The 18,310-nt window shown below is 62.2% G+C and carries 19 protein-coding genes, 1 pseudogene and 1 riboswitch; of the genes and pseudogenes, 11 read left to right on the forward strand and 9 right to left on the reverse strand.

Annotation, left to right across the window (positions count from 1 at the left end; translation table 11 throughout):
• On the reverse strand, positions 1-261 hold the full coding sequence (locus tag OVY48_RS23885) for a helix-turn-helix domain-containing protein (protein WP_409593120.1): 261 nt from the start codon (positions 259-261) through the stop codon (positions 1-3).
• Here OVY48_RS23885 and OVY48_RS10065 point away from each other — a divergent pair, their 5' ends adjacent.
• The gene (locus OVY48_RS10065) at positions 262-969 is read left to right on the forward strand and encodes a helix-turn-helix transcriptional regulator (RefSeq protein WP_313922768.1); all 708 of its coding nucleotides are present in this window, start codon (positions 262-264) and stop codon (positions 967-969) included.
• A 5-nt stretch (positions 970-974) separates the two neighbouring features.
• On the opposite strand, the gene OVY48_RS10070 is transcribed toward OVY48_RS10065, so the two are convergent.
• A complete protein-coding gene (locus tag OVY48_RS10070) occupies positions 975-1,229 on the reverse strand; it encodes a hypothetical protein (protein ID WP_313922769.1) in 255 nt (84 codons plus the stop codon).
• Positions 1,230-1,384: 155 nt separating this feature from the next.
• On the opposite strand from OVY48_RS10070, the gene OVY48_RS10075 reads away from it, so the two are divergent.
• From OVY48_RS10075 to OVY48_RS10095, 5 genes and pseudogenes are all read left to right on the forward strand, one after another.
• Positions 1,385-1,624 carry a hypothetical protein gene (locus tag OVY48_RS10075; protein ID WP_313922770.1) on the forward strand — a complete coding sequence of 80 codons (240 nt, stop codon included), beginning with the start codon at positions 1,385-1,387 and terminating at the stop codon, positions 1,622-1,624.
• Positions 1,621-1,947 (forward strand): hypothetical protein, encoded by a 327-nt coding sequence (locus OVY48_RS10080; RefSeq protein WP_313922771.1) that lies wholly within the window; start codon positions 1,621-1,623, stop codon positions 1,945-1,947. Before OVY48_RS10075 ends, OVY48_RS10080 begins: the two co-directional genes overlap by 4 nt.
• Positions 1,947-2,219, forward strand: a complete 273-nt coding sequence (locus OVY48_RS10085; protein WP_313922772.1) for a hypothetical protein — start codon at positions 1,947-1,949, stop codon at positions 2,217-2,219. The genes OVY48_RS10080 and OVY48_RS10085 overlap by 1 nt, the downstream gene beginning before the upstream one ends.
• The gene (locus OVY48_RS10090) at positions 2,219-2,353 is read left to right on the forward strand and encodes a hypothetical protein (protein ID WP_313922773.1); all 135 of its coding nucleotides are present in this window, start codon (positions 2,219-2,221) and stop codon (positions 2,351-2,353) included. Before OVY48_RS10085 ends, OVY48_RS10090 begins: the two co-directional genes overlap by 1 nt.
• 1,098 nt (positions 2,354-3,451) lie before the next feature.
• Positions 3,452-4,555, forward strand: a pseudogene (locus tag OVY48_RS10095) (IS256 family transposase); the annotation flags it as partial.
• A 261-nt stretch (positions 4,556-4,816) separates the two neighbouring features.
• On the opposite strand, the gene OVY48_RS10100 reads toward OVY48_RS10095, so the two are convergent.
• Positions 4,817-5,851 (reverse strand): IS110 family transposase, encoded by a 1,035-nt coding sequence (locus tag OVY48_RS10100; RefSeq protein WP_107126479.1) that lies wholly within the window; start codon positions 5,849-5,851, stop codon positions 4,817-4,819.
• 774 nt (positions 5,852-6,625) lie between these two features.
• Complete coding sequence (locus tag OVY48_RS10105; RefSeq protein WP_145206734.1) at positions 6,626-7,825, reverse strand: IS256 family transposase; 1,200 nt, start codon at positions 7,823-7,825, stop codon at positions 6,626-6,628.
• 53 nt (positions 7,826-7,878) lie between these two features.
• Between OVY48_RS10105 and OVY48_RS10110 the strand changes: the two genes are divergently transcribed.
• A complete protein-coding gene (locus OVY48_RS10110) occupies positions 7,879-8,232 on the forward strand; it encodes a hypothetical protein (RefSeq protein ID WP_313922774.1) in 354 nt (117 codons plus the stop codon).
• A gap of 27 nt (positions 8,233-8,259) precedes the next feature.
• On the opposite strand, the gene OVY48_RS10115 is transcribed toward OVY48_RS10110, so the two are convergent.
• The 4 genes from OVY48_RS10115 to OVY48_RS10130 form a co-directional block, all read right to left on the reverse strand.
• Positions 8,260-8,574: a type II toxin-antitoxin system RelE/ParE family toxin gene (locus tag OVY48_RS10115; protein WP_313922775.1), complete on the reverse strand. Its 315-nt coding sequence runs from the start codon at positions 8,572-8,574 to the stop codon at positions 8,260-8,262.
• Complete coding sequence (locus OVY48_RS10120; RefSeq protein WP_313922776.1) at positions 8,571-8,858, reverse strand: hypothetical protein; 288 nt, start codon at positions 8,856-8,858, stop codon at positions 8,571-8,573. Before OVY48_RS10120 ends, OVY48_RS10115 begins: the two co-directional genes overlap by 4 nt.
• Before the next feature lie 88 nt (positions 8,859-8,946).
• Positions 8,947-10,275, reverse strand: coding sequence for a glutamate--tRNA ligase (gltX, locus tag OVY48_RS10125; protein WP_313922777.1), 1,329 nt, complete (start codon positions 10,273-10,275; stop codon positions 8,947-8,949).
• 129 nt (positions 10,276-10,404) lie between these two features.
• Positions 10,405-12,066 (reverse strand): NAD+ synthase, encoded by a 1,662-nt coding sequence (locus OVY48_RS10130; protein ID WP_313922778.1) that lies wholly within the window; start codon positions 12,064-12,066, stop codon positions 10,405-10,407.
• 134 nt (positions 12,067-12,200) lie between these two features.
• On the opposite strand from OVY48_RS10130, the gene OVY48_RS10135 reads away from it, so the two are divergent.
• Together OVY48_RS10135 and OVY48_RS10140 are read left to right on the forward strand one after the other, a co-directional pair.
• Positions 12,201-13,136: a ribose-phosphate pyrophosphokinase gene (locus OVY48_RS10135; RefSeq protein WP_096061311.1), complete on the forward strand. Its 936-nt coding sequence runs from the start codon at positions 12,201-12,203 to the stop codon at positions 13,134-13,136.
• 89 nt (positions 13,137-13,225) lie between these two features.
• A riboswitch (cobalamin riboswitch) is annotated at positions 13,226-13,456 on the forward strand.
• A 204-nt stretch (positions 13,457-13,660) separates the two neighbouring features.
• Positions 13,661-15,538: a TonB-dependent receptor plug domain-containing protein gene (locus tag OVY48_RS10140; protein ID WP_313922779.1), complete on the forward strand. Its 1,878-nt coding sequence runs from the start codon at positions 13,661-13,663 to the stop codon at positions 15,536-15,538.
• 76 nt (positions 15,539-15,614) lie between these two features.
• On the opposite strand, the gene OVY48_RS10145 is transcribed toward OVY48_RS10140, so the two are convergent.
• Positions 15,615-16,451 carry an ABC transporter substrate-binding protein gene (locus OVY48_RS10145; protein WP_313922780.1) on the reverse strand — a complete coding sequence of 279 codons (837 nt, stop codon included), beginning with the start codon at positions 16,449-16,451 and terminating at the stop codon, positions 15,615-15,617.
• Positions 16,452-16,504: 53 nt separating this feature from the next.
• Here OVY48_RS10145 and OVY48_RS10150 point away from each other — a divergent pair, with 53 nt between their 5' ends.
• Positions 16,505-17,518 carry a FecCD family ABC transporter permease gene (locus OVY48_RS10150; RefSeq protein WP_313922781.1) on the forward strand — a complete coding sequence of 338 codons (1,014 nt, stop codon included), beginning with the start codon at positions 16,505-16,507 and terminating at the stop codon, positions 17,516-17,518.
• The gene (locus OVY48_RS10155) at positions 17,512-18,309 is read left to right on the forward strand and encodes an ABC transporter ATP-binding protein (RefSeq protein WP_313922782.1); all 798 of its coding nucleotides are present in this window, start codon (positions 17,512-17,514) and stop codon (positions 18,307-18,309) included. Before OVY48_RS10150 ends, OVY48_RS10155 begins: the two co-directional genes overlap by 7 nt.
• The last annotated feature ends 1 nt before the right edge of the window (position 18,310 follow it).

Genomic DNA, 18,310 nt, shown 5'->3' on the forward strand with positions numbered 1-18,310 from the left:
CTATCGAGCCTCCGCATTTTTACGGTGCGAAGAAGTGACAGTTTGGCTAACGTCCGAACCTTCGGATTTCGAGAATTCGGAAACAGGACGTTCAATGACGGATTTTATTGCCTTCTCAACACGCGCACTTGCTCGACCACGGAGCAGGTCATGCACCGACTTCGATGGGAGTTCGTATCGGCGTTCAAACGCTGAAACGGTCGCAAATCTCTTGCGAAGTTCAGCCTTCACATCCTCCGGGTGCATCTTGGCGAGTCTCATATGAACCTTCCGAAACTTCGTTACGATAAATCGGATAATCCGAAAGGTCGTAAGCGTCAAGCTCTAGCAACCGAAAATCCGGTTGGATTACGAGTCGTGTCGATGTTGGATGGCCGTGATCTCGGATGGCTGAGCGGAGAAACCGGAATAGCGGTCAGCACGCTGAGCGATTATGTCCAGAAGGGGATATCGAAAGCCGAAAATGCGGTGAAGATCGCCGATGCTCTCGATGTCACCGTCGATCTTCTTTTGACAGGCAGGCGCGTCGATCGCGTTCCTGCTGCGCCGGTCGTCGAAGTGGAAGATGCAGAGTGGGAGGAAATCCCTCTTTTCGACCTCTTGAACATCACCGATACCGGCAAAGGAAAGCCTCAGTCTTGGACGCCCTTCCGCAAAGATTGGCTCATGCGGACGCTCGGCACGTCGTTCGATCTATATCTGGTGCAACTGCGCTCCGGCTATATCAGTCGGCTTGGCGACCGCGATCTCAACGAAGGTGATCTGGTCTTTGTTCGTGAGATAACACCTGGCGAACTGGCCGACGGCCACGTCGTCATCTGGAGAAGGGAAGGCGCTCTGAAGGTCGCGCGTTTTGCCGTTCAAAAGCGTGATAAGGACGAGGGCGACGTGATCTATCCCGAAGAAGTCGCCGACGATAAGTTTGTCCCGATCTGTCGAATTTATGGCCGGTTTTTGCAAAAACTATGAATAGCTTAGGTTGCTAACGGATCGGACGCCCGCTCACATTCGATGTCCGATTTGTACTTCCATTCCCTATATTTTTCGGCGTTCTTTTCTTCGATATATGCGGCCGCCACCGCTTTAGAATGTGGGCACAACGCGCGATATCGATACATGCCGACATCGGCAGTTTCGTTGGCAACCATCAGATAATTGGCCTCGGCTTCCTGCGCTTTGCTCGTGCAGGCTGACAGGGCGACAATGGATAGAAGGATGATGATGCGCATGGGCCGGTCTCCGCGATTCGCCACATCCTTATAGCGAAGGCGCGTAAACGAAAGATCGTTAAGCACGACCCAGCCTGCCGCTGTCCCGGATTGACTCGTTCGTTCTCTTTATGTTCTCATTGTTCCACCGGCATCGAGTCGGTTTGGAGGATGATATGGAACATGCAGACCCGGCCCAGTTCGGAACGAAGAAGCCACCCTTTGGCCGCTGGTTGATCGAGCAGGCGACGCGCGACGACGCGATCGGCGAGCTGGCGCAATTCGCCAAGGCCGATCGCGGCTTCCCGAAGGACGGCGCGCTGAAGGACGCCTGGGCGCGGCTCAACAGTTCGCAGCCCGAAAGCCATCTCTACGCGGCGATGGAGGATGCTGAACTCGACTGGCTGGCGCTGTGAACGCGCGACGGCGAGACCCGGCCTATTGCTTCGGTGTGATGGGTCGGGCCAAGGCTCCTTGGCGTCCAACCGCGCAGGAAGCGCGCGCCGATGCGGTCGAGGCGGGTTTTGGCTGGTGGAGCGACTATGCCCGGCCACCCGGCGCACCGGCGATGATCTACCTGCACCCACTGGCGGAAATCTGGACGACCCATGAACTGGTCCCCGCGATTCCGCGCCCCGTCGATCCGCCAACGGCGCCGGTCGCCGCGATCGACGACGACCAGGCCGACCCCAGCCGCATCGACCGCATCATCGCCCGCCGCGAAGCAAAGCGCTCCTGATGCCCAGCCGCCGCCAGCCATATGACGCTGCACATCCCGTCGCCGTCGCGCTGTGTTGCGGGGCGCGTTGGTTCTGTGCCTGGGATATGCACGTCGGGCGCAACCTTGGACGAATGGCGACCATCAGCGGCATCGATGCGCGGCGGCTTAGCGATCTGAGCCAGAATGGTGCTGTTCGCCGCAGCGAGATTATCCCGCTGGCCCGCGCATTTGACGCTGACCCGTCCGACCTTCTAGCGTCTTTGCCAGCGCATCTGCTGCTGGAGGACTAATGCTCAACGAATGGTCCGATCGCGAACCCGACCCGCCCGGCCGCAAGGGGTGCCAGACGCTACTGTTCGCGTTGGTCACTCTCGGCACGCTGGGTTTCTTCTTCGGCCTGGTCGTCTCGATCTGGCGCAACTGACGACCGAAAAAAACCGTCCCAGTTCCATGCCTGCTATTTTTGCATCGATCACCCGTTGCCTGCGCAATCACCTTGCATTTCCGCCACTTTTTGGAACTGGGACCTTCGCGCCGAACTGGGACCTGCTTGGTCCCACTTCTTTTTGCCACGCGGGCCATGCGCGGCTTAGTTTGATGCCCGTTTCGCCCTGCTTAAAAGCCCAGAACCGACGCTTAAAAGCCGTTTAAGAAGCCTTCGGGCAGCAACCTTCTTAAAGCCTTTTAGAAACCACCCACTCTAAATGCTCTGGTCCCATCACTGTATATTTGCCCACCCACTATAGACACAGCGTCCCGCGCCCCGATCACTGCGCAACTCCCGAAAAACCCAATAATTCCGGGCCTCTTCACCACGCAATCCCGGATAATCCCGCCAAATCCCGCCCTCCAATCACTCCTGTCTCCCTACACCCCCGACGCGCCGCTAAAGTCACAGCGACGCGCCGCCTATGCGACGGTGACGCGACAGGCCGGTCACTGTGAGAGCAATCCGTGGGGGAAGGCGAAGGGCGGGCAGGTCCATCGACAAGGATAGATCAGAGGAAATCCTATTTTGGAAGGGGAATAGGATTGGGGAGGCGCATCGGATCAGATAGGTTTCGCATTAAATGGGTCGTTTGCGGAATATCGGGTTTCGAACAGGCATAGGCCGATAGTGGAGATGCTATGGTGACGGAAAACCATGCTTTCGGGTTTCCGGGGCATTTTTACCATCCGGCAGTGTTTCTCGGACAAGTGAGTAGGATGAAGGGCCGCGCAATCTGGAGATTAGCGCAATTAACGGGAATTTTCATCGCTTCCTGACGCCTATCATGTGTTTTCCGGCATTGCAGGACGATCCGATCGGAGAGAAAAGCAACAAATTAAGATTTATCCGCGAATTACGAACAATGATAACGCGGGTCGTGTCCCAGGAGGTGGTGTAGGTTTTGAGGGTAGCGAAGCTGACCGGACGCGCGCTCATCGATAAAGCGCTGTAGCGGCCGGTCAGTTTCGCGGGTGGTCACCGGCGAACTTCGGATAAGTTTGGGTTGCGAAGCTCAACTTACGGAGACCTCCGATGACCAATGACAAGATGGACCTGCACGCTCTGGTTGGGAAGACAGCCGACGGCGATTTTCTACGCGACATGATCGGCTTTGCCGCGCAGCGGCTGATGGAACTGGAAGTGGGCGGTGCGACCGGCGCTGCCTATGGTGAAAAAGATCCTGAGCGCCTCGCGCAGCGCAACGGCTATCGGGATCGGGACTGGGAGACGCGAGCAGGGACGGTCGAGCTGCGGATCCCCAAGCTGCGCAAGGGAACATATTTTCCAGGGTTTCTGGAGCCCCGCCGTATGGCAGAGAAGGCACTGACGGCCGTCATCCAGGAAGCTTATATCCAGGGGATCTCGACCCGCTCTGTGGACGATCTGGTCAAAGCCATGGGCATGAGTGGGATCTCAAAGAGCCAGGTCAGCCGACTGTGCGTGGAGATCGACGAGCGGGTGAAGGCCTTTCTCGATCGTCCGATCGAAGGCGACTGGCCCTATCTCTGGATGGACGCGACCTACATCAAAGTGCGGCGAGCCGGTCGCATCGTCTCTGTCGCGGTCATCATTGCCGTTGGCGTTAACAGCGATGGCCGGCGCGAAGTGCTCGGCATGGCGATCGGTCATTCCGAAGCGGAGGTCTTCTGGACCGAGTTTCTACGCAGCCTTGCTCGTCGCGGTCTGCGCGGCGTGAAGCTGGTGATCTCAGATTCCCATGAAGGCATAAAAGCCTCCGTCGCCAAAGTGTTCAGCGCCACCTGGCAGCGATGCCGGGTTCATTTTATGCGCAATGCGCTGGCCCATGCCGGCAAGAGTGGACGCCGGGTCGTGTCGGCATTCATCGCCACCGCTTTCGCCCAGGAAACTCCAGAGGCCGCAAAGGCCCAATGGCGTAGCGTCGCCGATCAATTGCGCCCTACCGTGCCAAAACTCGCTACTCTGATGGACAGCGCCGAGGAGGATGTGCTGGCCTACATGACCTTCCCAGCCCAACACCGCACGAAGTTGCACAGCAACAATCCGATCGAGCGGCTCAATGGCGAGATCAAGCGGCGCACCGATGTTGTCGGTATCTTCCCCAACGAAGAGGCGATTACCCGTCTCGTCGGCGCTATCCTTCTGGAACAGAACGACGTGTATGGACCACCCCCACCTTGCAAGGCTTTTCAACAGATTTCGACGATTTCGGATCTTGCGGTCGTGTATCCGGCCTTGTTGTGCGGCATAACACGCCGCAGGCCCCTATGGTTTCCGCGGATCGACGGCCGGACAAATGGACGAACTCAAATTGGTTCGCATCATTTCAGTGACCTTTGTCGATCCCCGGTGATACCGGTTCGCCATACTCTGTCGTTGCCCTCGCAAGTCGGCACCATCACATCGGCGCCGAACTGGTTAGGCCGCCATCGGCAAAGGCGATGGACGGCGGTATACCTCATTCCTGGTCAACATGGCCCAGATCGAGCGAGCCGTCTTGTGAGCGACGGCTGTTGAGGCTACATTCACGGGCCTCCTGTCGACCAAAGCTTTAAGCCAGGGCCGAGGTGTCACGTCCTTGCGGAACGTTGTTCCTACAACGGCCCGAGCTCCATGGATCAAGAGCGTTCGGAGATATCGATCGCCGCCTTTGCTGATCCGACCAATCTTCTCTTTTCCCCCGCTCGCTCGAATCCGTGGCGTCAGGCCAAGCCAAGCTGCAAAATGACGGGAAGACTTGAACTGACTGCCATCGCCGACGGCTGCCACAATCGCTGTCGCCGTAATTGGGCCCACGCCCGGAGCAGTAGCCAGACGCTGGCTGTCCGGGTTTGATTTGTGCCAGGCGACGATCCGCTTCTCCATCTCGCCAAGCTTATCGGTTAATGTGTCGATGTGCCGGAAAAGACATCGCAACGCTTCTCGCGCTTCGTCCGGGACGACGGTCTTGTCCGAGGTTGCAAGACGCTCGCTCAATATCGCGAGCTGTCGCACGCCCTTGCCCGCGATAAGCCCGTATTCGCCCAGCAGTCCGCGCAGTGCATTGATCGTCGCCGTTCGCTGTCGGACCAACAGGCTGCGGACACGATGCAAAGCCAGAACCGCCTGTTGCTGCTTCGTCTTGATAGGAACAAACCGCATGTTCGGCTTGGCGACGGCCTCGCATATGGCCTCCGCGTCGGCGGCGTCCGTCTTGTTCCGCTTCACGTACGGCTTAACGTACTGAGGTGGAATGAGCTTGACCGTGTGGCCGATCTCCACAAGCAAGCGCGCCCAGTGATGCGCGCTAGAACACGCTTCCATTCCGACTAGGCACGGCGGCTGCTTTTTGAAGAAGGCCGCCATATCGGCCCGAGAGAGCTTTCGGCGAAGCACGGTTAAGCCGGCCTCATCTACACCGTGAACTTGGAAAACCGTTTTGGCCAGATCAAGGCCAATCGTAACAACTGACATCGCGCTTCCTCCACTTTAATGGCACCATATAATATGATCGTTTGCATGGGGGTGGTCCATGCCATCAAATGGGCCGTCCAACGCTGCCGCTACATGACACTTGAGAGCGTCTCAGGTTTAAGCGATAATCCCATCATCACGTTGCCTGCCATGGCAGCATGATCAATCCGGCTTAGCCGGAGGTCGCTGTGGCTATCCCAGCGAACCTACACCACGCTGTGGGACACGATCATAACGCGCACCGCTCTGACAATGGCAATATCGCTGTGTGGGCTGTTGGGTTTGGTTGGATGCCAAGACTCCAAGCCCGAAGATACGCGGCATTTGGAACATCGTCCTCCTATGCCACCAAATTGCCCAGACCTCGCGGAACTGAAGAACGTCACATTGAAGGACGGCACGGTTGAAGATGTACGAATAGTACAGTTTCGAGATACGAAACTCTATTTCCCGGCGAAGCTAATGAAGCGTCAATTCGTCGATAGACGGCGAGATCATCAGACAGGCTTCATAGCAAAAGCTGCGCTTGGGAGATATACCCCTGACATTTATTCGAATGAATGTGCGGGTGTCGTGCATCACATTGCCGATGAGAAAAGGCACGTGGAGGGTATTTACCCTATGATCCAAATTGAGATGGTATCGGGAGATAGTAATATAGATCCTCAGATCGTCTCGAACTCCCTGCATTTTCGGATTCTGAATGATCGTGTCCCACAGCGTGGTGTAGGTTCGCTGGGATAGCCACAGCGACCTCCGGCTAAGCCGGATTGATCATGCTGCCATGGCAGGCAACGTGATGATGGGATTATCGCTTAAACCTGAGACGCTCTCAAGTGTCATGTAGCGGCAGCGTTGGACGGCCCATTCGTCGTTCTGTTCCAGAAGGATAGCGCCGACGAGACGGGTAATCGCCTCTTCGTTGGGGAAGATACCGACAACATCGGTGCGCCGCTTGATCTCGCCATTGAGCCGCTCGATCGGATTGTTGCTGTGCAACTTCGTGCGGTGTTGGGCTGGGAAGGTCATGTAGGCCAGCACATCCTCCTCGGCGCTGTCCATCAGAGTAGCGAGTTTTGGCACGGTAGGGCGCAATTGATCGGCGACGCTACGCCATTGGGCCTTTGCGGCCTCTGGAGTTTCCTGGGCGAAAGCGGTGGCGATGAATGCCGACACGACCCGGCGTCCACTCTTGCCGGCATGGGCCAGCGCATTGCGCATAAAATGAACCCGGCATCGCTGCCAGGTGGCGCTGAACACTTTGGCGACGGAGGCTTTTATGCCTTCATGGGAATCTGAGATCACCAGCTTCACGCCGCGCAGACCGCGACGAGCAAGGCTGCGTAGAAACTCGGTCCAGAAGACCTCCGCTTCGGAATGACCGATCGCCATGCCGAGCACTTCGCGCCGGCCATCGCTGTTAACGCCAACGGCAATGATGACCGCGACAGAGACGATGCGACCGGCTCGCCGCACTTTGATGTAGGTCGCGTCCATCCAGAGATAGGGCCAGTCGCCTTCGATCGGACGATCGAGAAAGGCCTTCACCCGCTCGTCGATCTCCACGCACAGTCGGCTGACCTGGCTCTTTGAGATCCCACTCATGCCCATGGCTTTGACCAGATCGTCCACAGAGCGGGTCGAGATCCCCTGGATATAAGCTTCCTGGATGACGGCCGTCAGTGCCTTCTCTGCCATACGGCGGGGCTCCAGAAACCCTGGAAAATATGTTCCCTTGCGCAGCTTGGGGATCCGCAGCTCGACCGTCCCTGCTCGCGTCTCCCAGTCCCGATCCCGATAGCCGTTGCGCTGCGCGAGGCGCTCAGGATCTTTTTCACCATAGGCAGCGCCGGTCGCACCGCCCACTTCCAGTTCCATCAGCCGCTGCGCGGCAAAGCCGATCATGTCGCGTAGAAAATCGCCGTCGGCTGTCTTCCCAACCAGAGCGTGCAGGTCCATCTTGTCATTGGTCATCGGAGGTCTCCGTAAGTTGAGCTTCGCAACCCAAACTTATCCGAAGTTCGCCGGTGACCACCCGCGAAACTGACCGGCCGCTACAGCGCTTTATCGATGAGCGCGCGTCCGGTCAGCTTCGCTACCCTCAAAACCTACACCACCTCCTGGGACACGACCTTCTGAATTTCGGTTTGGTTCCCAAAACCATAAGCGCACATGCAAAATTCATTCTGGGTCAAAATCAGAAGATAAAATTTAACGATGACGTTGTTGTGCAACTAGTGGTCGGTAGCACGGCGGAACCCGGCGTAAAATACGAGAGCCAATCCGTTCTCGATTTGACCGAATGGTTGGGGACGTCGCCAGCATACCGTGACAACGACAAGCAATTTACGCTCAAGATCGATCGAACAATTAAACTCTGACCATTACGGCAATCAGGTGAAATCCGCTCATTCATTCGGGGTTTCCGCTTGATCCGCGATGCCAGCGATCGGCGGCCACTGGCGGCGCGCATGGAGCAAGCGCAGGATGCGCACCAGATCGTCGGCGACATCGTAAACCAGGATATAGTTGCGATGCACCACTAGCTCGTATGTCCCTGTCACACGACCTGGGCGTGCGATTGCGGGGTGATTGACCAGATTGCGCGCCTTCTGCGTGAACAATGCATCCAGCGTCAGGGCGGCCGCTGGATTTTCCTTGGCGATGTAGGTGCGTATGTGCCGCCGGTCTTGGCGTGCCTCAAGCGTCCATGCGAGCTTCACGCCCCGCCAGCCATCCTAGCCCGCGTCTCGTCCCGCCATGCCTCCGCTTCCTGTTCGACGTCATCGTCAGAGACGAGACGTCCGGCATTGGCCGAATCCAGCCCGACTTGCACCTGCTGCCGGAACCATGAGTCATGGTCAGCCGCTCGGCGTTCGCCCGACACATAGTCGCGCATGAAATCGCGGATGAGTTGTGCTCCGGTGCGATCATGCGCCTTCGCCGCGTCGGCAAAGGCGCTTTTGAGGGTATCATCGACCCGGAAGGTAAAGGTGGACTCGCCCATGCCGCCATCTCCATGTGTTACAAGGTTAGCACATGGTAACATAACTCCCGCTGTAGGGGAGGATTTTATGTCCGCACCCCAATGCCCCTCAGGGCTGGAGGCGGCGCAGCGCTTCGTCCTGGCCGATCAGCGGCAGCAGAAGGCTCATGTCCGGGCCGTGATCGAGGCCTGTCAGGGCGCGGCGTAGGGGGAGGAAGAGGGTTTTGCCCTTGCGGCCGGTTTCGCCCTTGAGCGCCTCTGTCAGCGTGCGCCAGATGGCCGCGTCGAAGGGCAGGTGGGTTAGCAGGCGGTGCGCGGCGATGAGGAAGTCCTGGTCTTCGGCGTCCCGCGCGGGGGCGTCGACGGGGCCAGTGACGATTCGCCACCAGTCGGCTGCACCCGCCACCGTCTCCAGATTGGGGCGGATCGCGTCCCAGGCCGGGGCGTCCATGCCGCCCGGCAGCCGCGCGGCGACTGCGTCATAGGGCAGGAGATGGACGATCTTCTGGTTCAGCCCCGCCAGTTCCGCCTCATCGAAGCGCGCGGGGGCGCGGCCGAAATGGGCGAAATCGAAACTGTCGATCAGCGGCTCCATGTCCGCGAACGGCTCGACCGACTGGCTGCTGCCGAGCCGCGCGAGCAGCGACGCGATCGCCATGGGTTCCAGCCCCAGTTCGCGGAAATGGGCGACGCCGAGCGACCCCAACCGCTTCGACAACTTGCCCTCCGCCCCGGTCAGCAGCGCTTCATGCGCGAAGGCGGGCAGCGGCGCGCCCATTGCCGCGAACATCTGGATCTGGGTCGCGGTGTTGGACACATGATCCTCGCCGCGCAGGACGTGGGTGATGCCCATGTCGATGTCATCGATCACCGACGGGAGCATGTAGAGCCAACTGCCATCGGCGCGGCGGATCACCGGATCGGACAGCAATTTGGGGTCGAAGCGCTGTTCGCCGCGAATGAGGTCGGTCCAGACGATCGGCTGGTCATGGTCCAGCTTGAAGCGCCAATGCGGGCGGCGGCCTTCGGCTTCATAGGCCGCGATCTGGTCCGGCGTCAGGCTCAGCGCGCCGCGATCATAGACCGGCGGCAAACCCCGGCCCAACAGCACCTTGCGCCGCAATTCCAGTTCCTGCTGCGTCTCATAGGCAGGATAGACCTGGCCCGCCGCGCGCAGCGCTTCGAACCGGCTTTCATACAGCGCGAAGCGTTCGGACTGTTTGGCCTCCGCGTCCCAGCTCAGGCCGAGCCATTGCAGGTCGGCGCGGATCGCATCGGCATATTCGGGGCGCGAGCGTTCGAGGTCGGTATCGTCCAGCCGCAGCAGGAATTGCCCGCCGGACTTTTGCGCGAACAGCCAGTTATGCAGCGCGGCGCGGATATTGCCGACATGGAGATGGCCGGTGGGGGACGGCGCGAAACGGGTGATGACGGTCATTGGTCTGGTCCTAACCCGTTCGTGCTGAGTAGGGGCTGAGCGAAGTCGAAGCCCCGTATCGAAGCATCCTTCGATACGCCATTTCGACAAGCTCAATGGCTACTCAGGACGAACGGACTTTTGCATTGGCTAGAGCGTGCGAAACGCGTTGGTGATGGGATAACGCCGGTCGCGGCCGAAATTGCGGGTGCCGAGCTTCACGCCGGGGGGCGATTGGCGACGCTTATATTCGGCGACATAAAGCAGCCGCTCGATCCGCGCGACGGTCTCGCGCTCGAACCCGCGCGCGACCAGTTGCTCGACCGACAATTCCTCCTCGACCAGGCCATAGAGGATCGGGTCGAGCACTTCATAGGGCGGCAGGCTGTCATCGTCGCGCTGGTCGGCGCGCAGTTCGGCGCTGGGCGGCTTGCTGATCACCCGTTCGGGCATCACCGGGCCGGTGGGGCCAAAGCCTTCGCCGAGCGTCGGGACATTCTCGTTGCGCCAACGGCACAGGTCGAACACGGTCGTCTTATAGGCGTCCTTCAACACCGAATAGCCGCCCGCCATGTCGCCATAGATGGTGGCATAGCCGACCGACATCTCGCTCTTGTTGCCGGTGGTCAGCAGCATGTGGCCGAATTTGTTGGACAGCGCCATCAGCGTCAGCCCGCGAATGCGCGACTGGATATTCTCTTCGGTCAGGTCGCGTTGCCGCTCGGCGAATACATCGCCCAGCATCGTGTCGAACGCGCCGACCGCCGGTTCGATGGGGATGCTGTCGTAACGCACGCCCAGCAGCCGCGCGCAGGCGACGGCATCGTCCAGGCTCTCCTGGCTGGTGAAGCGCGAGGGCATCATCACGCACCATACCCGGTCCGGCCCCAGCGCATCGACCGCGACGGCAGCGGATAGCGCGCTGTCGATCCCGCCCGACAGGCCCAGCACGACGCCGGGGAAGCGGTTGCGGTTCACATAATCGCGCAGGCCCAGGACCATCGCATTGTAAATGTCGGCGGGCCGGTCATCCAGGACATGGCGATCGCCGGGCAGGCAGACCCACTGCCCCGCCTGCTTCTCCCATGTCGTCAGCACCAGCGCTTCGTCCCAGTCGGGCAGCTGATGCGCGATCGACAGGTCGGCGTTCATCACGAAGGACGCGCCGTCGAACACCAGCTCATCCTGCCCGCCGACGCGGTTGAGATAGACGAGCGGCAGATTCGTCTCGCGCACCCGCGTCCCCGCAACGCCATTGACGCGGCGATCATCCTTGTCGACCTCATAGGGGCTGCCATTGGGGCTGATCAATATGTCCGCGCCCTGCGCCTTCAGGTGCGCGGTGACGAAGGGGAACCAGATGTCCTCGCAGATCGGCACGCCGATCTTGACGCCCTTGAAGTCGATGGGCGCAGGCAGCGGGCCGGGCGCGAACAGGCGCTTTTCGTCGAACGTGCCATAATTGGGCAGCTCGCGCTTCTGGCGGATGGCGGTGACCGCCCCGTCTTCCAGCAGCGCGACGACGTTGAACAACACGCCCTGCGCGGCTACCACGGTGCCGACCAGCATCGCCGGGCCGCCATCGCCGGTCGCCTGCGCCAGCCGATCCAGTTCCTGATTGGCGCGTTCGACCAGAGCGGGCTTCAATACCAGATCTTCGGGCGGATAGCCGATCAGCTGCAATTCGGGATAGACGATCAGGTCCGCATCCATCGCCCGCGCCCGCCATTCCAGCATCGCGTCGGCATTGGCGGCGAGGTCGCCTACCGACTGGGTCATCTGGGCAAGGGCGATCACGAGTTTGTCGGTCATGGACGCGGCCCCTAATGCATTTTTCCGGCTGGCGCAAAAGCGCCTTTCCACCGCGACCCCGCGCCGCTACAGGGGCGGCGTTTCACCCAGCGTCATCAATTCGTCACGCCTTTTCATTTCAGGGGGTTTTGGCCATGAAGCTCATGACCGGCAATTCGAACAAGCCGCTCGCGGCCGCCATCGCCGACTATATCGAAATTCCCCTGACCGACGCCAGCGTCCGCCGCTTCGCCGATGAGGAAGTGTTCGTGGAAATCCACGAAAATGTCCGGGGCGAAGATGTGTTCGTGCTGCAATCGACCAGCTATCCGACCAACGACAATCTGATGGAATTGCTGATCATGATCGATGCGCTGAAACGCGCGTCGGCCAAGCGAATCACTGCCGTCGTCCCCTATTTCGGCTATGCCCGGCAGGACCGGAAGCCCGGCCCCCGCACCCCGATCAGCGCCAAGCTGGTCGCGAACCTGATCACCAAGGCGGGCGCCGACCGCGTGCTGTCGGTCGATTTGCACGCCGGCCAGATCCAGGGCTTCTTCGATATTCCGACCGACAATCTGTTCGGTGCGCCGGTCATGTCGGCGGACATTCAGGCGCGCTTTGGCGATCGCAATTTGATGGTCGTGTCGCCCGACGTCGGCGGCGTGGTGCGCGCGCGGGCGCTGGCCAAGCGGCTCGACAACGCCCCGCTCGCCATCGTCGACAAGCGGCGTGAGCGCGCGGGCGAATCGGAAGTGATGAACATCATCGGCGACGTGGCCGGGCGTTTCTGCGTCCTGATCGACGATATCGTCGATTCGGCGGGGACGCTGTGCAACGCGGCCTCCGCGCTCAAGGCCGCCGGGGCCGAGGATGTCGTCGCCTATGTCAGCCATGGCGTGCTGTCGGGCGGCGCGGTCGCGCGCGTGGATGCCTCCGACCTGCTGGAACTGGTCATCACCGACACGATCCAGGGGACCGAGGCGGTCAATACCGCCAAGAAGGTCCGCCACCTGCCCATCGCCCCGCTACTGGGCGAAGCGATCAAGCGCATTGCCGATGAAAGTTCGGTGTCCAGCCTGTTCGACTGACAGCATGAAGCCGGGGCGGCAATTGCCGCCTTGCGTGATGCCTTGCCGCCCGCTATCGGGCTGCCGTCCGTAGCGCTCGCTTGAGCGCAACGGGCAAAGATCGCGCCGGTGCCTCTTGATCGAGGCTTAAAAGGGAAGGCGGTGCGGATGGCTCACACCATCCAAAGCCGCAGCTGTCCCTGCAACTGTAAGCGGTGAGCGTGATGTACACGGCTTCCTCTTCGAAGGAAGCAGCCACTGGACCGTCAAACGTCTGGGAAGGTCGTACATGACGCCATGACCCGTGAGCCAGGAGACCTGCCGGCGTTCTGGTCGCTCTTGCCTTGGTCCAGGGGATGGCCGCGGCACGGTAACTCTCCGTCTGAGCGACGACAGGAAGGCGGCCGGGGCCGCAACCGTCGTGGGACGCTGGGCTATATATGCGCCGGTTCGTCGCCCTGCGTCGGCCGTCGATCGGCGGGCCATACGCCCATCATCGACATGCTCCACCGCCCGCTATCGCTCGGCGCGGGAGGAGACTATACATGATTAAATACGGCATATCCCTGCTGGCGCTCAGCGCTGCCAGCCCCGTTTTCGCGCAGGCCCCCGAACAGATTTCGGACCTGAGCGGCAACAGCACACCCATCATCGTCACCGCCTCGCGCGTCACCAGCGAAGCGCGCGAGATCGGTAGCGCGGTGTCGATCATCACCCGTGCCGATATCCAACGCAACCAGATCCTCTTCCTGAAAGACATATTGCAGGACGCGCCCGGCGTGCAGACGACGGCCGATCGCCCCGGCCAGTTGACCAGCGTCCGCATCCGGGGATCGAACAATAATGAGATTCTCTGGCTGATCGACGGTATCGAGCTGGGTGATCCCAGTGCGATCAGCACCCAGTTCCAGGCCGACCACCTGACCAGCCGCGACATCGACCGGGTCGAAATCCTGCGCGGCAACCAAAGCTCGCTCTATGGCTCCGACGCGGTCGGCGGCGTCATCAACATCATCACCCAACGCGCGACCGAAGAGGGTTTGCAGGTCAATGCAGAGGCCGAGGCCGGTTCCTATGGCATGCGCAGCGGCGGCGCATCGCTGCTGGGCAAGAGCGGCGCGCTCGATTTCCGCCTGAGCGCGACCGGCTATCGCCATGACGGCCCCTCGCTCGCCGATCCCCGCACCGCCAGCCCCGCAGGGTCGGCCACCGAAAAGGACGAATATCGCCGCTACGGCTTTAGCGGCCGGGTCGGCTATCAGGCGACCGACACCTTGTCGCTGCAGGCGATCGGCTATTGGTTCGATGCCTTCAGCGATCTCGACAATACGACGTCGGACAGCGACGATACCGCCAAAACGCGCGACTATGCCGCCGCCGGCCAGGCCAGCTACAAGAGCCTGGACGGCCAGTTCACCGCTGACCTGACCGCCAGCCGCTACGCCGCGCGCCGCCGCTATTTCGGCACCTGGAACCGGGCCGAGGGCGACCTGTTCCGCGGCACCAAGGACGAGCTGACGCTGGCGCTCGCCTATGGCGGCACCGGCCCGGTCAGCCTGGCCGCAGGGGGCAATTATGAGCGGGAGAAGACGACCCAGATCACCAGCTTTTCCGGTGCTTTCCCCGCCCGCGTCAACACGCGGTCGGCCTATGCCGAAATCGCGCTGCGGCCGCTCGCGGGGCTTACCCTGACCGGCGCGGCGCGGGTCGACGATAATAGCCGCTTCGGCACGTTCGACACCTATCGCGGCACGCTGGCTTATGCGCTGGGCGCGCTCAAGCTGCGCGCCAGTTATGGCACCGGGGCCAAGGCACCGGGCCTCTATCAATTGTTCGACCCCACCTATGGCAACCCAGACCTTGAGGTCGAAACCAGCCGGGGCGGCGACATCGGCTTCGACCTGGCGCTGACCGAAGGGCTGACCGCGCAGGTCAGCTATTTCTTCACCCGCAAGACCAACGAGATCAACTTCGACGGCAGCCGTCCGCCCTTTGGCGGCTATGGCCAGTTCGGCCGCACCCGCGCGGAGGGGATAGAGATCGGCGTCACCGCCCAGCCGCTGCCCTGGCTGGGTGTCAGCCAGACCTATGGCTATACCGACCATGAAATCGATCGCGACATGGACGGTGTCTATGTCAACAGCGGCCGCCCGCGCTATACCGGCACCACATCGGTCATCCTGACCCCGGCCGAACGCGCGTCGATGACCGCGCGGGTGCGCTATCATGATGGCGACTCGTCGGGCTTTGGCGGCGCGACTGAGGCCTATACAGTGGTCGACCTGCTCGCCTCCTACGGCATCACCGACCGGGTCGAGCTGTATGGCCGCGTCATCAACCTGTTCGATAAATGGTATCAGGTCAGCTACGGCACCCAGACGCTCGGCCTGTCGGCCTATGGCGGCGTGCGCCTGAGCTTCTGATATGATCCCGTCCCCGCCATCAGACCGCGCAAGGCAGGCTAGGCCTTGCCAACGCCGGGTCGTTGGCGGGGAGGGGTCAGCGCGGCTTGACCGCGCGGGCGATCGCCTGCGCCGCCTGCACATAAGCGGGGCCGCCGCACACCGTCCACGCCTGCGGAATGGCGATGCGCGGGATGCTGCGCAGCGCGGGATGGTGCAGCATTTCGGTGCCCTGATCAGTCACCGTCTGCGTCGCGCTTTCGATGATCAGATAGTCGGGCCGCGACGCCACCATCTCCTCCAGGCTCATCTGCGACAGAGCGGGCTTGCCCAAGCGGGTCGCGAGATTGGTGACGCCCGTGCGCACCAGCAGATCGTCGATCAACGTGCCCGATCCGGTCAGATAGCCGCGCCGCTGATAATAAGCCGCGACCGGCGCACGCGCGGGACGGGGCAGCCGCGCCAGATCAGCCTCCATCCGCGCGATCAGCGCCTCGCCGCGCGCGGGATGCCCCACCGCCTGCGCCACTTGCCGGATCGAGGCCAAGATGCTGGCGTAATTTTCCGCCGATTGCAGGTCGAGCGTGCGGAAGGGCAGGGTCTTGAAAGGGGCGAGCGCCGGATGCCCGCGCGCGGGCAGGCCGATCACCAGATCGGGCCGCGCCGCCAGCACTTCCTCCGACGTGCCGCGCAGCATCGGCAGGCCGCGCGCCGCCTCTGCCGCCGCCGACATGTCGGGATCGCGCACATTGCTGGTCAGCCCGGCAATTTGGCCCCGGTCGGCCAGCGCCAGCACCAGTTGATCGGAACACAGGTTCAGCGATACGATACGCTGGGGCCGCTGGGGCGCAGCGCCACCCCGCTCGGCCGCCGCGCCGGGCAAGGCAAGGCACAACAGGCCAGTGGCGAGGGCAAGCGAGCGCAAGATCATCATCGCGCTTCCATAACGCCCCGGTGCCGTGACACAAGCAAGCCCGATCGGACCCCATGCGCCTGACCCATGAACCGCCCGCGCCGCGCCATTATGCGCTGATGCCGCTGCTGATCGCCGGGGTGGTGATCGTCGCGGTCGCCTCGCTGCGGCTTGGCCCGGTCACGCTTTCGCTCGACCGGCTGTTCGCGGTGGTCATGGGTCATGGCGATCCGGTCGCAACCACCATATTGCTCGACCTGCGCCTGCCGCGCACGCTCATCGGCCTGCTGGTCGGGGCGATGCTGGGGCTGGCGGGCGCAGTGTTGCAGGGCTATTTGCGCAATCCGCTGGCCGAACCCTCGGTGCTGGGCGCGTCCAATGCCGCCGCACTGGGCGCGGTCGCCGCCATTTATTTCGGCGTGGCGGGCTGGCACCCGGCGATGCTGCCGCTGCTCTCGATCGCCACCGGGCTGATTGCGCTGCTGCTGCTCTTCACCCTGGCCGGGCGCGCGGAAAGCGCCTTGACGCTCATTCTGGCGGGCATCGCCGTGTCGACGTTGGCCGGGGCGGGTATCAGCCTGGCGCTCAACCTCTCGCCCAATCCCTTTGCCGCGATGGAGATCATGACCTGGCTGATGGGGTCGATCGAAAACCGGTCGATTGATCATGTCTGGATCGTCCTGCCCTGCGTGATCGTCGGCGGCGCGCTGCTGCTGATCGACCGGCGCGCGCTCGACGCGCTGACGCTGGGCGAGGATGGCGCGCGGTCGCTCGGCGTCGATCTGCGCCGCACCCGCACCCGCCTGCTGCTGGGCGTTGCGATCGGCGTGGGCGGGGCGGTGTCGGTGTCCGGTTCGATCGGCTTCATCGGCCTCATCGTCCCCCATCTCGTCCGCCCGCTGACCGACCGCAGCCCGTCCGCCATTCTGCTCCCTTCGCTGCTGGGCGGCGCGATCCTGCTGGTCGCCGCCGACATCCTCGTCCGGCTGATCCCCACCACCAGCGAGTTGAAGCTCGGCGTCGTCACCGCCTTCCTCGGCGTCCCCATCTTCCTGCTCCATCTGTTGCGGGAGCGGCGGACATGGTGACGATCCGGGTCGAAGGGCTGTGCGCCCGGCTTGGCCGCCGCGCCGTGCTGCAGGATATCGACGCGACGCTCGCGCCCGGCGCGCTGATCGGCATCATCGGCCCCAATGGCGCGGGCAAATCGACGCTGGTGCGGGCGATGCTCGGCCTCATAGATACGACGCGCGGCAGCGTGACGATCGACGGCCGCGCCATCGCCACCCTGCCGCCGCGCGATCGTGCCCGCGCCATCGCCTATCTGCCGCAGGGGCAGACGCTGCACTGGCCGCTCAGCGTCGAGCGGCTGATCGCGCTTGGCCGCCTGCCCCATCTTGGCCCCATGTCGCGCATCGGCGCAGCGGACCATGACGCCATAGCGGCGGCCATGGCGCGCACCGACGTCACCCATCTCGCCGACCGGATCGCCACCGAATTGTCGGGCGGCGAGCGCGCCCGCGTCATGCTCGCCCGCGCGCTGGCGGTCGGCGCGCCCGGCCTAGCCGTGGACGAACCCCTCGCCGCGCTCGACCCCGGTCATCAGATCGACGTCATGCAATTGCTCGCGCGCGAAGCGCGGGCGGGTGGGCTGGTCATCGCCGTGCTGCACGACCTGTCCATGGCGGCGCGCTATTGCGACCGGCTGCTGCTGCTCGATCGCGGTACGCTGGTCGCCGATGGCACGCCGGACGCGGTGCTGACGCAGGACCGGCTGCGCGCCGTCTATGGCATCACCAGCCGCATCGACCTTGCCGCCACGCCGCCGCTGGTCGCCCCGCTCGACCGCTGGAGCGCTGCGCCTGACCATGGAGAATAAG

Source organism: Sphingobium sp. SA2, from assembly GCF_032227065.1.
GTDB lineage: Bacteria > Pseudomonadota > Alphaproteobacteria > Sphingomonadales > Sphingomonadaceae > Sphingobium.

Excerpts from the sequence above, each read along its gene's own strand:
- OVY48_RS23885 (WP_409593120.1), bottom strand. The coding sequence starts at position 261 with ATGAGACTCGCCAAGATGCACCCGGAGGATGTGAAGGCTGAACTTCGC.
- OVY48_RS10065 (WP_313922768.1), top strand. The coding sequence starts at position 262 with ATGAACCTTCCGAAACTTCGTTACGATAAATCGGATAATCCGAAAGGT.
- OVY48_RS10070 (WP_313922769.1), bottom strand. The coding sequence starts at position 1,229 with ATGCGCATCATCATCCTTCTATCCATTGTCGCCCTGTCAGCCTGCACG.
- OVY48_RS10075 (WP_313922770.1), top strand. The coding sequence starts at position 1,385 with ATGGAACATGCAGACCCGGCCCAGTTCGGAACGAAGAAGCCACCCTTT.
- OVY48_RS10085 (WP_313922772.1), top strand. The coding sequence starts at position 1,947 with ATGCCCAGCCGCCGCCAGCCATATGACGCTGCACATCCCGTCGCCGTC.
- OVY48_RS10090 (WP_313922773.1), top strand. The coding sequence starts at position 2,219 with ATGCTCAACGAATGGTCCGATCGCGAACCCGACCCGCCCGGCCGCAAG.
- OVY48_RS10100 (WP_107126479.1), bottom strand. The coding sequence starts at position 5,851 with ATGTCAGTTGTTACGATTGGCCTTGATCTGGCCAAAACGGTTTTCCAA.
- OVY48_RS10105 (WP_145206734.1), bottom strand. The coding sequence starts at position 7,825 with ATGACCAATGACAAGATGGACCTGCACGCTCTGGTTGGGAAGACAGCC.
- OVY48_RS10120 (WP_313922776.1), bottom strand. The coding sequence starts at position 8,858 with ATGGGCGAGTCCACCTTTACCTTCCGGGTCGATGATACCCTCAAAAGC.
- gltX (WP_313922777.1), bottom strand. The coding sequence starts at position 10,275 with ATGACCGTCATCACCCGTTTCGCGCCGTCCCCCACCGGCCATCTCCAT.
- OVY48_RS10130 (WP_313922778.1), bottom strand. The coding sequence starts at position 12,066 with ATGACCGACAAACTCGTGATCGCCCTTGCCCAGATGACCCAGTCGGTA.
- OVY48_RS10135 (WP_096061311.1), top strand. The coding sequence starts at position 12,201 with ATGAAGCTCATGACCGGCAATTCGAACAAGCCGCTCGCGGCCGCCATC.
- OVY48_RS10140 (WP_313922779.1), top strand. The coding sequence starts at position 13,661 with ATGATTAAATACGGCATATCCCTGCTGGCGCTCAGCGCTGCCAGCCCC.
- OVY48_RS10145 (WP_313922780.1), bottom strand. The coding sequence starts at position 16,451 with ATGATGATCTTGCGCTCGCTTGCCCTCGCCACTGGCCTGTTGTGCCTT.
- OVY48_RS10150 (WP_313922781.1), top strand. The coding sequence starts at position 16,505 with ATGCGCCTGACCCATGAACCGCCCGCGCCGCGCCATTATGCGCTGATG.
- OVY48_RS10155 (WP_313922782.1), top strand. The coding sequence starts at position 17,512 with ATGGTGACGATCCGGGTCGAAGGGCTGTGCGCCCGGCTTGGCCGCCGC.